Origin of the sequence: Lactococcus sp. bn62, from assembly GCF_029492705.2 — a bacterium.
In the GTDB taxonomy this organism is placed as follows: domain Bacteria; phylum Bacillota; class Bacilli; order Lactobacillales; family Streptococcaceae; genus Lactococcus; species Lactococcus petauri.
This window is the reverse complement of the sequence record NZ_CP120417.1, coordinates 1,101,687-1,115,045: the sequence shown is the minus strand read 5'-3', so window position 1 is coordinate 1,115,045 and position 13,359 is coordinate 1,101,687. Positions and strand designations below refer to the sequence as shown.

Here is a 13,359-nt window from a genome sequence, read left to right as displayed (position 1 = left end):
TTTATTGAGAGCTATGCGAAACCAGATGCAACTTTTATCCGGAAAATGGTTCGGAATTTGGGTTTATAAAATGAAAAAACTTCATGACATGTAAAGTATCATAAAGTTTTGAATTTAAATATCAAAGAAGGGATTGGTATTTTCTTTGCTTTCAATGATTTCAACATCTGTACTAAAGCTGGCTAGTTTTTTAGCAACTTTTGGGATAAAGAGATGTTCCAAGTAATGACCAGGATCCAGTCCAATAAGCCCCTGCGAAAGCTGGTCATGACCAACGTGATAATATATATCACCCGTAATATAGAGATCTGCTCCTTTGGCTTGAGCTTCTGGCCAGAATTTTCCACCGCTGCCCCCACAGATAGCCACACGTTGAATAGTCTGGCTCAAAGAGCGATCATAAGTCACCAAACGCAGATGATCTAAAGCAAAAGTTTGTTTCATTTTTTCTGAAAAGTCTGCCAAGCTCATCGGTGTGATATTTCCGACACGACCTAAACCTTCCGCTGATAAGATTTCCGTATCTTTAATGTCTAAAAGATCACAGAACCAATCGTTAAGGCCACCATCCACAACATCAATATTGGTATGACTTGTATAAACTGCAATGCCTGCTTTTATCAAATCAAGGACGATTTTTTCCTGACTGTCCGCATCTGTCAAGTTGGCTAAAGGCCGAAAAATAACTGGATGTTTTGCTAAAATCAAATCCACATCCATTTCAATGGCCTCTAAAACCGTTTGTTCACGAATATCTAGTGTCACCAAGACCTTTTTTACTGGAGCATCGAGCGAGCCTATCTGTAAGCCAACAGGATCGCCTTCAACTGCTAAATCTTTGGGACAAAATTCTTCATACAAGGCCATGAACTCTCTGATTTTCATTGGAGGACTCCTTCTATTTTTTCTTTTTCTGCTTGAACTGTTACCCGTTTTTCATGATTTTCAGGAAGTCGCTCAAGTATTTTATTTAAAGTATTGAGCTCTTTATGCCACTTTTGACGGAAGACTTCTGATTTTTCTTGGGACAAATATGGTCCAAATTCAAGCTCTGTTTCATTCAGCTCGGCTGTGCCGTGTTCTGCCACAATAATTTCGTAGATTTTTCCTGCTTCAAGAAGTATCTTTTCAGAAGTAATTACAAAATTATGTGCCATAAGCCAAGAACGAAGGCTCTCTTCATGATTATTGGGTTGTAAAACGAGTTGCTCCACTTGGCTCAATTTGTCTTTTCCAGCTTCGAGGATTTCGGAGATTAAAATCCCTCCCATACCAGCAATCACGATACTTGTAATAGCATCACTTTCTTCAAAGGCAGCCAGACCATTAGCTAATCTGACTTCAATCTTCTCTTGTAAGTTCTGCTCAGCCACGTGATTTTGGGCGATTTGATAAGGGCCTTTAACCACTTCGCCTGCGATTGCAAAGTCAATCTTTTCTTGCTGAACCAAATAGGCAGGCAAATAAGCATGGTCGCTGCCCACGTCCAGAAGACGGCTATTGGGCTTCACGAGATCTGCAACAGCTTGTAGGCGTTTCGAGAGTTTTATTTCATTCATTTAAGTTTTTCTTTCCAAATTTACAGTATTCAAGCACAGGACATTCCTCACACTTTGGAGCACGTGCTGTACAATGATAACGGCCAAAAAAGATGAGATGGTGATGACTTTCCACCCAACGTTCTTCAGGAATCAGCTTCATCAACTTCTCTTCCACCTCCAAGACGGAGGCTTTTTGTGGCACAATATCCAAGCGTTTTGAAATACGTTCAACATGCGTATCAACAGCTATTCCAGGAATACCGTAGGTTTCTCCCAGAACAACATTGGCCGTTTTCCGTCCTACACCCGGCAAGGTTTGTAATAACTTTTTATCTCTGGGCAGTTCACTGTTAAAATTTTCTACCAACATTTGCGAAGTTTTGACAATATTCTTCGCTTTTGTTTTGTAAAGTCCAATCGTTCGGATACATTGTTCGACATCTGCGATATCTGCCTGTGCCAAGCTTTCTGGATCAGGGTATTTAGCAAAAAGTCCTGGTGTCGCCTTATTAACGCCCTTATCTGTAGCTTGTGCAGATAAAATGGTGGCAATTAAAAGTTGAAAGGGTGTTTCCCATTCTAGCTCACCATGTGCTTCAGGAAACATAGCGACAATGATATCTAAAGCTTCTAAAAATCGTTTCTTACTCAGCATATTATTTTCCGTTCCAGGGCCCATCCATCGGGATATAAAAATTAGTATTTTTATGGTTTTGCGTGGCTTCAGTACGCTCTTCCTTGCGCTGCTCCACAGCTTGGGTACTCATCAAGCCATCATTGCGCCAATTGCGTAAAATGGCTTTGATGTAGTTGAGCGAAACCTTACGGTTCACCACTGCTTCACGCAAGGCAAGTTTAATGAGCTCAAAGTCGTACTTATCTTCAAACAAGAGAATACGAAGCTCTTCGCTTTGCATCGGAGTAATCATGCCCATTTCCGCTTCGAAAATATGGACTAATTCTTGCATCTGGCTCTTGTTTTGTTGTGTTGGTGCAGTTGTTTCTGCATGCTCTTCTTTAGCTAAACCCTCTAATTGGTCTAATTTTTTTAAAGCTGGTGTGACATCAAAGATGGTTTCCATATCTCCAGCAATTCCGAGTAAAGTAACCTTTAAAGAGCCGAATTCTTGAAGATTGTCAATACTGCGGTTCACATCGGCAAGTTTTTTTCCTATTTTAGTTGCAATTTCACTTGGCGCTATATCACGATTTTCATATAAATAAAGCCAAACCAAAAAATCCTCTGCTGAAGGAAACACTTGAGCAAAATGCTCCAGCATAGCATGAGGAAGTACAATGTGTCCAGTCATGTAATTTTCATAGTAGGTCATAGTTCTATTTTATCATAAATGCTTCAATCAACCACAGATACATCATCATTGAGATACATATTTAATTTTTAAATTTTTTGACATACACAAGACGCTCAACAAATGCAAAAATAATAACGATAATTACTGCAAGTGTACCATGAGAAGCAACGGTTCCTAATACTTTTACAAAATATGATATGGAATAAAAAAAGAAACTCTCATTACTAAGAGTTTCCTTTTTTATTGGTTGCCAATTTTAATCAAATTCTTCATATTCATTCGGATCTTGACCATCAATACGTCCGTCTGGTTTTTCCAGCGTATTAATCTGCGCTACCTCATCTTCAGTTAATTCAAAATCAAAAATTGCTAGATTTTTTCGTTGATGGATTAAATTTCTGGATTTTGGAATAGGAACAATGCCACGTTCTACATGCCAACGTAGCACAATTTGACCAGCTGTCTTCCCATACTTTTCAGCAAGACTTGTGATAATAGGCTCTTCAAGGGCATCGTTTCCTCGCCCTAATGGACTCCATGCTTCCGTAATGATGCCGCGCTCAGCATTTGCTTTTACCATATGCTCTTGCACCCAATAGGGGTGAATTTCAATTTGATTGACGGCTGGAGTAACGCCTGTTTCAGTAATAATTTTGTCTAAATGCTCGGGTTCGAAGTTGGAAACACCAATGGAGCGTATTAAGCCCATTTTTTGAGCTTGAATTAAAGCCTTCCAAGCTTCCACATATAGTCCACGTTTTGGCAGGGGCCAGTGAATCATATATAAATCAAAATACTCCAAGCCCATACGATAGAGCGATTCTTGAATCATGCCCAAAGCATCTTCATAATGATGATATTTTCCCGGTAACTTCGTCGTCACGAAAAATTCTGAACGCGGAAGACCTGAGCGACGAATGGCTTCACCGACTATCCCCTCACTGTCATAGTTGGTTGATGTATCCAAAAGACGGTAACCACTCTGGATAGCTGTCAAAACCTGATCCAGACCTTCTCCGCCACGGATCTGATAGGTTCCTAGACCCACACTTGGTATCAAATGGCCATCATTCATCGTTATTAAAGGTGTTTTCATTCGTAAATCCTCCTTATAGTTGAATTTCCACAGAAAATAAACACATATTCTCTATATTTTCATTCTAACATAGGACAGAGTGGAAGAAAAAATACCTGTTTATTAATTTTGGGCGATAATTTTTTTAGGTTTTCTTTCCCAAATTATCCTTTGCCAAACAAGGCTTTGTATTCGCCATAGCCCTCTTCTTCTAATTTTTCAACCGGAATAAATCTTAAAGCCGCAGCATTTATACAATAACGCAATCCTCCCTGATCTTGTGGTCCATCATTGAACACATGTCCTAAGTGAGAATCAGCCTCCTTACTTCTTACTTCCACACGATGCATGCCTAATGAGAAATCAGCTTTTTCTTTGACACCACGTTTTTCTATGGGGTGAGTAAATGACGGCCAACCACATCCAGCATCATATTTATCCGTTGAGCTAAAGAGCGGTTCCCCGCTGACAATATCAACGTAAATTCCCTCTTGATAGAAATCATCGTATTTTCCTGAAAAAGGACGTTCCGTTGCATTTTCTTGCGTCACTGCATATTCTATATCAGACAATCTTTGCTTGAGTTCTTCTTTTGAAGGTTTTTCCATGATAAACACCACCTTATCTGTTTTTCTCCCTTTATTATAGCACTCTCCCCATAAAAAGTAGCTGGTTCTGTCTGTAATTTCTCCTTAAGCTTTCTTGTTATATTAGCATAAGGCATACCACTTATCTAAGTGGTGTTTCTTCATTTTTGAACCCTACTTTTTAGCAATGTAATGCGCCTCACAATGACATTTTTTAATTTTATCGCGCCCACATTATCCATCACTTCGAGGCAAGCTGTTATAATTTTTCGCCATTACTTCGACTTTCGAAAGCGTATATATAACATCCTTTTAAAACACGAGCAATCGCCTTACTTGTCAAATCCGATTCCACAGTGAGACTATTCAACCGTGATAAAACAATCCCAGCTTTTGTATCACACTCTGCTTCAATAAATACTAATTCAGCCTTGATCAAAATATTAATCAGCAATGCACGGTATTCATGAAGTACCTTTAAGTATTTAAAAAATTTTTTATTTTTAAAAAATGTCTCGATAATATTCCAGATCAAATTTAGATTGAGCTGTTCCAACGTGTGGATGAGGATATATAACTCATACTGCCCCCAAAGTGGTCCTACTGATAAAAGAGATTCCACTTCTTGGATTTCTTTTTCCGACAGCTGAGTGTACGTTGCTTTAGCACTTAAAGCAATCATATAGGTAGATTCATTCTCATATTCTAGGTTTTTTTCATACAGATGTTGGAGCTCTGCCTCATCTTGATTATAATATGCATTTTCAATATTTTGAAACTGTGTAATAAAATATTCAGGTAAGCCGTTATTTACAAGCAAGGAATAATCTAAAATAGTAAGATTCATACTTTCTAGAAGCGCTTCAAGTTTGTCAAAAGATACTAAAGATTTACCGTTTTCAAACTGTGAAATCGTTGCTTTAGAAACACCACTTAGTGTATTCAACTCTGATAGACTCATATTTTTTTGTAACCTTAGGTTGTGGAATATTTTTCCATACTTACTATAAATCATTTTACACTAAACCCACTTTCGAGCATCCAAAGACAGATAAGTTTTATCATTATCTACTTCACAAGCTCTCACTTTCCAAGATAAAATTATATCTTTTTTGTTCTTAGGAGTATATACCAAACAGGATATGTTTAGAATTCTAAACATATCCTGTTTGGTATAGATTTTTTCTTGTCACTGGAGGCGTCTTTTTGTTATGATTGAAAGTTATTCGAAAAGAATTTTGTTTTCTACTATTATAATGGTAACCCTTTCTCTTTAAATGCAATAAAAAAACGAAGTTTTGCTAAACCTCGTTTTAATTCATTATTATTTTGTTATTATATTACTTTGATTGGAGGATCAATTAGTAAAAGAAGCGAATGAGTATACCACCCATGATGAGGACAATGGCACCACACAAACGGTTGGCCATTTGTGCAAAGGCAATCATTTCCATACGATCAGAGGCAGAGAGAACGGCAATATTACCTGTTCCACCCATAGAGTTATTAATCATACCAGCACCGATAGCTGTTTCGACAGGGTACATACCTAAGGCAAGTCCCAAGAACCAGCTTGTCAAGCCCATCGCGATAACACTTGTCAGACAGAGCACAATAAATTGCCATGTCAAAGCAGAGCCTAGTGTGGTCAAATCAATCAATGCCAAACCAATACCTGCCAATACCGCATGTGTAAGATTGGTCATGATGATTTGGTTAAACATCACAACCGATTCCTCCAACTCTTTTGGTACAGCATCAAAGGCTTTGAGAACAAAGACGATGATAATCATAAAGGCGTATTCATGGATATTTGGGAAGAATTTATTCAAAATCACACCCACCATGAGTAGGGTAAAGGCATACAGCATACCGACACCAATTTTAGTGGCATCAAATTCAATTTTAGGTTTTGCAAGTTCTTCTTTTGTTGCAGAAACTAAGGTGCCGTGACCATTGTATTTTGATTTCGCAAAGATTTTAGAAATGGAAAGCGCCCCAATGATGGCAATAATATTCCCAAAGGTTACTGCGGGAGCAAGTTGAGAGAAAATTGCGGTTTGGTTACCATTGGCTAAACCATCAGCATAGATTTGTGATAAAGGTGTAATTCCGGCTCCCATACCACCAGACATCATAGGCATTGAAACATACATGACAGAGTCTGCAAAACCATTGCCAAGCAAGACACCCATACCACCAACAGCGAAGAAACCAACGACCATTGTGACCAAAGCAACAGGGATAAATTTCGCCGAAGCTTTGACAAGCAAACTTCTGTTCATTCCCAAGATTGATCCACAAATCAAGGCTGCAATATAGAAATCAAGAAAACCAAATTGACCGCCCATAAATTTGCCTACTGCATCAATCACATTTGCAGGAATGATATGGAAAAAGGATAAGAGAGTTGCACCTAATAAAGTGAAAACTGATCCACCACCCAAATATGAATTCATAATGGGTAATTTTTCACCAATAAAGTAAAGCAAGTGCCCCAACAGTACTAATAGGAGAGTAATACCCACCATGTTAAGTGGTAATTTTCCTAAACCTATTGTCACTGCCAACACAATCATAAAAAAGGCATAGAGAGGAAGACTTATTCCTGAAATTTTTATTTCTTTTAATTTTTTCATTTTAATCCATTAACCTCTTAGTATTTTGGATACCATTTCATCTCGCGAACGGCTTTCACCATATCTTTTTCTTGAGCTTGTGCCAAACCTTGTTCTTGAGCTTTTTTAGCTACTGCTTCTGCAACTTTGATTGAAACATCAGCAACATATTCAAATGGAGGAAGAACCGGAGCACCAGCAGCGCCTGGATCAACAAGACCACTCAATGAGTGCGCAGCGGCACCAATCATTTCATCAGTAAGAAGTGATGCTTCTGAAGCCAACATACCAAGTCCCAAACCAGGATAGATCAAAGCGTTATTTGCTTGACCGATTTGGTAGTCGACACCTTTATAAGAGACAGTTCCTGAAGGAATACCTGTTGCAACAAAGGCTTTACCATCAGACCATGTAATCACTTGTTCAGCAGTTGCTTCCAATTTTTTAGTTGGATTTGAGATTGGGAAAATCACTGGGCGTTCAGTGTTGGCACACATTGCTTCAACAACTTCTTTTGTAAATGCACCTGCATCAGTTGAAGTACCTACCAAGATAGTAGCTTTAACTGTTTTGATAACATTGGCTAAGTCCGTCATATCACCAGCATTTGCAAAATCTGCACGTTTTTTAGCAAATGGTTTTTGTGCTGGAGTCAAATCTTCCATATCATCAAAGAGCAACCCTTGTTTATCCATCATAAAGAAATGGTTGTAGGCTTCTTCTTCTGAAAGTCCTTCACTTACCATCTCCGCATGAACACGATCAGCAATCCCTGCACCAGCAGAGCCACCACCGTAGCAGAGGTAAACTTGGTCTGTTAATTTTTCACCTGTGATATCAAGTGAACCGAAGATACCACCTAAAACAACAATACCAGTTCCTTGGATATCATCGTTGAAAGTTGGAATTGCTTTTTTGTATTTGTTCAAGATATTTGCAGCATTTGAACGTCCGAAGTCTTCCCAGTGCAAATAAAGTTTAGGGAACATTGCTTCAGCAGTTTCCACAAACTGGTCAACAAAGTCGTAATATTGGTCCCCATAAACACGGGCGTGACGATTTCCAAGATACATTGAATCTTCCAAGAGTTCTTTACGGTTAGTCCCTGCATCAATAACGATAGGAAGAACTGATGCTGGATCGATACCGGCTGCTGCAGTATAAACCATTAATTTACCAACAGAGATATCAACACCTTGTGTTCCCCAGTCGCCGATACCGAGAATTCCTTCAGCATCTGTCACAACAATCAGACGGATATTGCGATCGCCCGCTGCATTTTTCAATGTTTCTTGGATATTTTCTGGATGGTTAATATCAAGATATGCAGCATATTGTGGATCTACAAATAGACGGCTGTAGTTTTCGATTGTTTCAGCAATAACTGGATCATATACGATAGGATTAAACTCTACGATATGTTGGTTAAACAAATAGTAGAACAAAGTACGGTTTGTATTGAAGATTTCCATCAAGAAATGGCGTTTCTCTAAATCAGATGGTTTTTCCAAGTAATGTTGGTAAGTTTGTTCTGCTTGTTCTTCAAGTGTTTGAACATAAGGTGGCAAAAGACCAATTAAGCCAAGTTCCTTACGTTCTTCCATAGTAAATGCTGTTCCTTTATTTAAAAAAGGATTGTTTAAAATTTCATGTGCACGCATTCGTACGTCCTCCAAATTTATTATTCCTATAAGAAATTCTTACAAAATGTATTTTAATACTTATAAAAAATTATAGTCAAACCTTTGGGTTATAATAAATATTATTTATAACAAATCGATAAACTTGTGATAGAATATAAGGGTCAAAGGAGCGTTTAAACTAATGAATTTGCATGATTTCGAGTATTTTAATGCCTTAGGGGACTTGTTGTCTTTTACTGCTGTTTCTAATCATTTTGGGGTAAGTCAGCCGACAATTACCTACGCTGTAAAGAGATTGGAACAATATTATAACTGTAATTTAATATACAAAGATCCTTCTCACCGAACAGTTGTCCTAACAGATGAAGGGAAAATATTGAAAATTCATATCGAAAGTATTTTGGAAGAGTTGGCACTCACGCAAAGAGCCATCGAGCATTCTAAAAATCATCAAAATCATATTGGTTTCCCCCCTATTATTCGAGCAAAAATTCTGGCTCAACTCTTAAACGATAAGGAGGCGATTAGCTTTTTATCTAAGTTTGATTTAGTATCGGGTGGCTCGGAGGAACTTCTGGCCAAACTTATCTCCGGCTCAATTGATTTTAGCCTTATAGGCAGCATTGCTCCCCTGATGCACCCCAACCTTTTTGTGAAATTACTTTACCAACGCGAATTTTATATCTTTGTCTCTAAAGATAACCCACTTGCCTCACGTCAAGAAATTTCATTTAAAGAAGCCTTGGATTATCCTTTTATCCTGCTTGATGAAAGTTTTGTGCATATGGAAGCTTTCCAAAATTTGAATGAAAAATACAAGAAAAAAGCAAAAGTTCTCTTTAATTTTTCGGATATCCATACTATTGGCCAACTGGTCAACTCAAATGTTGGCATAACCTTGATGACCGATTTTCTTCCCTTTGCCGATATGGATAGTCTTATAAAGATACCACTAATACCTGAAGATAAGCAAATTTTTCATGTTCAATATGCTTATTTAAGAAGTACACTTCTCAATGCGGACTTGAAAGAATTGATTCGCTTACTGGATGAGCTAAATGAAAAAATAAATTGAAGAGAAAAGAGATTTTTTCTCTTTTTTCTTTGTTAAATTTTCTCCGTTTTTTTCACAAACTTTCGCCAACCGCATAATTCCGGAAAGAATTGTTTGACAAGCCCCACTCAAAAAAGGTAAAATATTCACAAAGACTATGTAAAGGAGATAACATGGCTGGCTCCCAAGTTAATAAACAACTACCCAAGGCAACGGCAAAACGTTTGCCTCAATATTATCGCTTGTTCAAACTTTTAGTTGATGAACAAGTAACACGCACAAACTCACAACTTATTTCGGAAAAAATTGGTGTGGATGCAGCGACGATTCGTCGCGATTTTTCACTCTTTGGTGAGCTGGGACGTCGAGGCTATGGTTATGAAACACGCGCTTTACGTGATTTCTTTGGAGAATTACTCGGACAAGATCAAGAAACGCATATCGCACTCGTAGGAGTCGGTAACCTTGGACGCGCCCTTATTAATTATGAATTCCAAAACCGCAATAAAATGCGCGTTACCCAAGCTTATGATGTTCCAGAAAATCCACTCGTTGGTACAACAACTTCTACAGGTGTGCCTATCTACGACATCGCTGACTTCTCTAAAAATATTAAAGATTCAAAAATCAAAACAGCAATTATTTCTGTCAATAAAGAGAACGCTCAAGAAGTCGCAGATATCCTAGTTAAATCAGGTATCAAAGGTATTCTTAACTTTTCACCCTTGCGCTTGCAAGTTCCTGAAGATGTTGTCGTTCAGTCAATTGACTTAACGAAAGAACTTCAAACCCTCTTATTCTTTATGTCAAATAAAGACATCAAATAAGTTGAGAGCTTAAAAATAAAAAAGTACATAGGAAGGTTGACTTCCTATGTACTTTTTATTCGCCCAATAAACCTTCTTCTCTAAAGCTCAAATAAGAAGCCTGGCCTGTAATGATATGATCTAAAAGTTGTATACCTAAAGCATCGCATGCTTGCTTAATCTTCTGTGTGAACAGCTTGTCTTGTTGACTTGGTTGGGTAATCCCGGAGGGATGATTATGTGCAATGATGATCCCTACAGCTAAATTTCTTACCGCATGATGTAAAATTTCCCGGGGATTGGCAATGGAATGGTTCACAGCACCAATAAAAATCGTTTTTTTCTGAATAATGCGATGCTGTGCGTCTAGGTAGATTGCGACTAAATTTTCCTGTTCAAAATCAGACATCTCATCTGCTAAACTCAACCCAAATTGGCGAGATCCTATTACTTGTCCGTATCTTTTTCTTTGGGTCGTATGGATTCGTTTACCCAGTTCAATCATCGCCCGAATTTCCAAGGCTTTGATAGGCCCAATACCGGAGATTGCTTTCAACTCTGTTAGAGAAGCCCGACGAAACTCTTCTAAACTGCTAAAGGTTGTCAAAACCCGTGCAGCAAGTTCCATAACATTTTCTTTTTTACTGCCTGTTCGGAGTAAAATGGCTAAAAGTTCTTGTTCACTCAGCTTTTCTGGTCCAAAAATGTTCAATCTTTCTCGGGGTCTCATCGGATATTGTTCTTCTTTAATGTGATACACGACTTTCTCCTTAATCATTTATACGAAAAAAGAGTGTAGGTATCACTTTTTTAGAAAATAAAAAAGTGGATTTTTATAACCCACTTTTTTATTTCGTTTTTATTCCACTGTTACAGCTTTGGCGAGGTTACGTGGTTTATCAACATCCAACCCTCGTTGGACAGTTGCGTAGTATGCAATAAGCTGTGTGGGTACCACCATTGATATCGCTGAAAGATAAGGATGAACGTTATTGATAACGATATCATCATCTTCACGCGCTACAGCTTCTTCGACAATCGTAATTGCTGAAGCCCCACGTGCCACTGTTTCCATAACGTTTCCACGGGTGTGTGCCGCAACTTCTTCATTATTTGAAATAAGGGCAATAACAGGTGTACCATTTTCAATCAAGGAAATTGTTCCGTGTTTGAGTTCACCAGCAGCAAAGCCTTCACATTGGATATATGAAATTTCTTTTAATTTTAGACTGGCTTCCATAGAGACAAAATAATCTTGTTTGCGTCCGATGTAGAAGGCATTTCGTGCTTCTGGTAAAAGCTTGGCTACAACATCGGAAATCAATTCCTTCTCTGACAATGTAGATTCGATAGATTGTGCCACGAGTGAAATTTCCTTAACCAAGTCAAAAGCAAGTGACTTAGGATTTTGGTCTGCATCACCTACAGCTTTTGCTAGGAAGGCGAGCGTTGCAATTTGTCCAGTGTAAGCTTTTGTAGAGGCCACCGAAATTTCAGGCCCCGCACCAATCAGCATTGTGTGTGTTGCTTCACGTGACAATGTAGAGCCAGGAACATTTGTGACCGTTAAACTTGGATGACCAAGCGCATTTACTTTTACCAATACCTGACGGCTATCTGCTGTTTCACCGGACTGTGAAAGGAAGATAAACAAAGGATTTTTGCTTAATAGTGGCATACCATAGCCCCACTCAGAAGCCACGCCAAGCTCAACTGGTGTATTCGTCAGCTCTTCAAGAATTTGTTTTGAAGCATAACCTGCATGAAGCGATGTTCCTGCCGCAATAATATAAATACGATCTGCTGCTTGAACAGCTTTAACGATATCCGTATCAACAGTTAATTGCCCGTCTTGATCGGTATAAGTTGAGACCAATTTACGCATTACCGTTGGTTGTTCATCAATTTCTTTGAGCATGTAGTAAGGATATGTTCCTTTACCAATGTCAGAAAGGTCAAGTTCTGCTGTGTAGCTTTGGCGCTCAACCTTATATCCTTCATAATCCATGACTTCTGCCTTATCTTTAGTTAAGATAACCAGTTCTTTATCATGAATTTCCATAAATTCAGATGTTTCACGAATCATCGCCATCGCATCAGAACATACCATGTTGTAGCCATCCCCCAAGCCAATAAGTAAAGGCGATTTGTTTTTCGCAACATAGATCACGTCAGCATCTTCAGCATCCATAAGAGCAAAAGCATAAGAACCTTCAATAATAGAGAGTGCCTTTTTGAAGGCTTCAAGTACAGAGAGTCCTTCTTCTTCTGCAAACTTAGCGATGAGATGAACAGCCACCTCTGTATCTGTTTGACCTTTAAATGTATCCTTAGCAAGATATTCTTCTCTGATTTCTGAGAAGTTTTCAATTACACCGTTGTGTACTAAAACGAAACGTCCTGAAGTAGAAGTATGAGGATGCGCGTTATCTTCGGTTGGTTTACCATGGGTCGCCCAACGTGTATGACCAATCCCTGTTGATCCTGTAACGTTATCACCTGTTTTTGCCTCTAAATCTGCAATGCGTCCTACAGATTTCACAAGATTCACTTGACCTGCGCCATCAGCAACTAAAATTCCTGCTGAATCATAACCACGGTATTCAAGTTTTTCAAGACCTTGCATTAGAATGTCTGTTGCATTACGATTTCCGACAACTCCTACGATACCACACATATTAATTTCTCCATAAGCTAATTGGTATAGTTAGCTTTTTCTTTA

Annotated in this window: 13 protein-coding genes; 2 read left to right on the top strand and 11 right to left on the bottom strand. The window is 38.5% G+C overall.

Going from position 1 to position 13,359, the window contains the following annotated elements; translation table 11 throughout:
- Window positions 1-114 precede the first annotated feature (114 nt).
- The 9 genes from P3G65_RS05860 to P3G65_RS05820 form a co-directional block, all read right to left on the bottom strand.
- Window positions 115-885, bottom strand: coding sequence for a Nif3-like dinuclear metal center hexameric protein (locus tag P3G65_RS05860; RefSeq protein ID WP_284071119.1), 771 nt, complete (start codon window positions 883-885; stop codon window positions 115-117).
- On the bottom strand, window positions 882-1,559 hold the full coding sequence (locus P3G65_RS05855) for a tRNA (adenine(22)-N(1))-methyltransferase TrmK (RefSeq protein WP_014024812.1): 678 nt from the start codon (window positions 1,557-1,559) through the stop codon (window positions 882-884). Before P3G65_RS05855 ends, P3G65_RS05860 begins: the two co-directional genes overlap by 4 nt.
- A complete protein-coding gene (gene nth, locus P3G65_RS05850; RefSeq protein ID WP_004257144.1) occupies window positions 1,552-2,196 on the bottom strand; it encodes an endonuclease III in 645 nt (214 codons plus the stop codon). The genes P3G65_RS05855 and nth overlap by 8 nt, the downstream gene beginning before the upstream one ends.
- Before the next feature lies 1 nt (window position 2,197).
- Window positions 2,198-2,872 carry a DnaD domain-containing protein gene (locus P3G65_RS05845; protein WP_284071118.1) on the bottom strand — a complete coding sequence of 225 codons (675 nt, stop codon included), beginning with the start codon at window positions 2,870-2,872 and terminating at the stop codon, window positions 2,198-2,200.
- A gap of 238 nt (window positions 2,873-3,110) precedes the next feature.
- Window positions 3,111-3,950 carry an aldo/keto reductase gene (locus P3G65_RS05840; protein ID WP_019291703.1) on the bottom strand — a complete coding sequence of 280 codons (840 nt, stop codon included), beginning with the start codon at window positions 3,948-3,950 and terminating at the stop codon, window positions 3,111-3,113.
- A 143-nt stretch (window positions 3,951-4,093) separates the two neighbouring features.
- Window positions 4,094-4,537, bottom strand: a complete 444-nt coding sequence (gene msrB, locus P3G65_RS05835) for a peptide-methionine (R)-S-oxide reductase MsrB (protein ID WP_019291704.1) — start codon at window positions 4,535-4,537, stop codon at window positions 4,094-4,096.
- 238 nt (window positions 4,538-4,775) lie between these two features.
- Window positions 4,776-5,477 (bottom strand): helix-turn-helix domain-containing protein, encoded by a 702-nt coding sequence (locus P3G65_RS05830; RefSeq protein WP_019291705.1) that lies wholly within the window; start codon window positions 5,475-5,477, stop codon window positions 4,776-4,778.
- Window positions 5,478-5,877: 400 nt separating this feature from the next.
- Window positions 5,878-7,155, bottom strand: coding sequence for a 2-hydroxycarboxylate transporter family protein (locus tag P3G65_RS05825; protein ID WP_017371074.1), 1,278 nt, complete (start codon window positions 7,153-7,155; stop codon window positions 5,878-5,880).
- Window positions 7,156-7,172: 17 nt separating this feature from the next.
- Window positions 7,173-8,795, bottom strand: coding sequence for a malolactic enzyme (locus tag P3G65_RS05820; protein ID WP_040087496.1), 1,623 nt, complete (start codon window positions 8,793-8,795; stop codon window positions 7,173-7,175).
- A 163-nt stretch (window positions 8,796-8,958) separates the two neighbouring features.
- Here P3G65_RS05820 and P3G65_RS05815 point away from each other — a divergent pair, with 163 nt between their 5' ends.
- Both P3G65_RS05815 and P3G65_RS05810 read left to right on the top strand, forming a co-directional pair.
- A complete protein-coding gene (locus tag P3G65_RS05815; RefSeq protein WP_004257125.1) occupies window positions 8,959-9,852 on the top strand; it encodes a LysR family transcriptional regulator in 894 nt (297 codons plus the stop codon).
- A 152-nt stretch (window positions 9,853-10,004) separates the two neighbouring features.
- Complete coding sequence (locus tag P3G65_RS05810) at window positions 10,005-10,658, top strand: redox-sensing transcriptional repressor Rex (RefSeq protein ID WP_004257122.1); 654 nt, start codon at window positions 10,005-10,007, stop codon at window positions 10,656-10,658.
- A gap of 55 nt (window positions 10,659-10,713) precedes the next feature.
- Here the strand turns inward: P3G65_RS05810 and radC are convergent, their stop codons facing one another.
- Together radC and glmS are read right to left on the bottom strand one after the other, a co-directional pair.
- Window positions 10,714-11,397: a DNA repair protein RadC gene (gene radC / locus P3G65_RS05805; protein ID WP_019291707.1), complete on the bottom strand. Its 684-nt coding sequence runs from the start codon at window positions 11,395-11,397 to the stop codon at window positions 10,714-10,716.
- Window positions 11,398-11,496: 99 nt separating this feature from the next.
- Entirely contained in the window at window positions 11,497-13,314 is a 1,818-nt protein-coding gene (gene glmS / locus P3G65_RS05800; protein WP_019291708.1) for a glutamine--fructose-6-phosphate transaminase (isomerizing), read from the bottom strand.
- Between the last annotated feature and the right edge of the window lie 45 nt (window positions 13,315-13,359).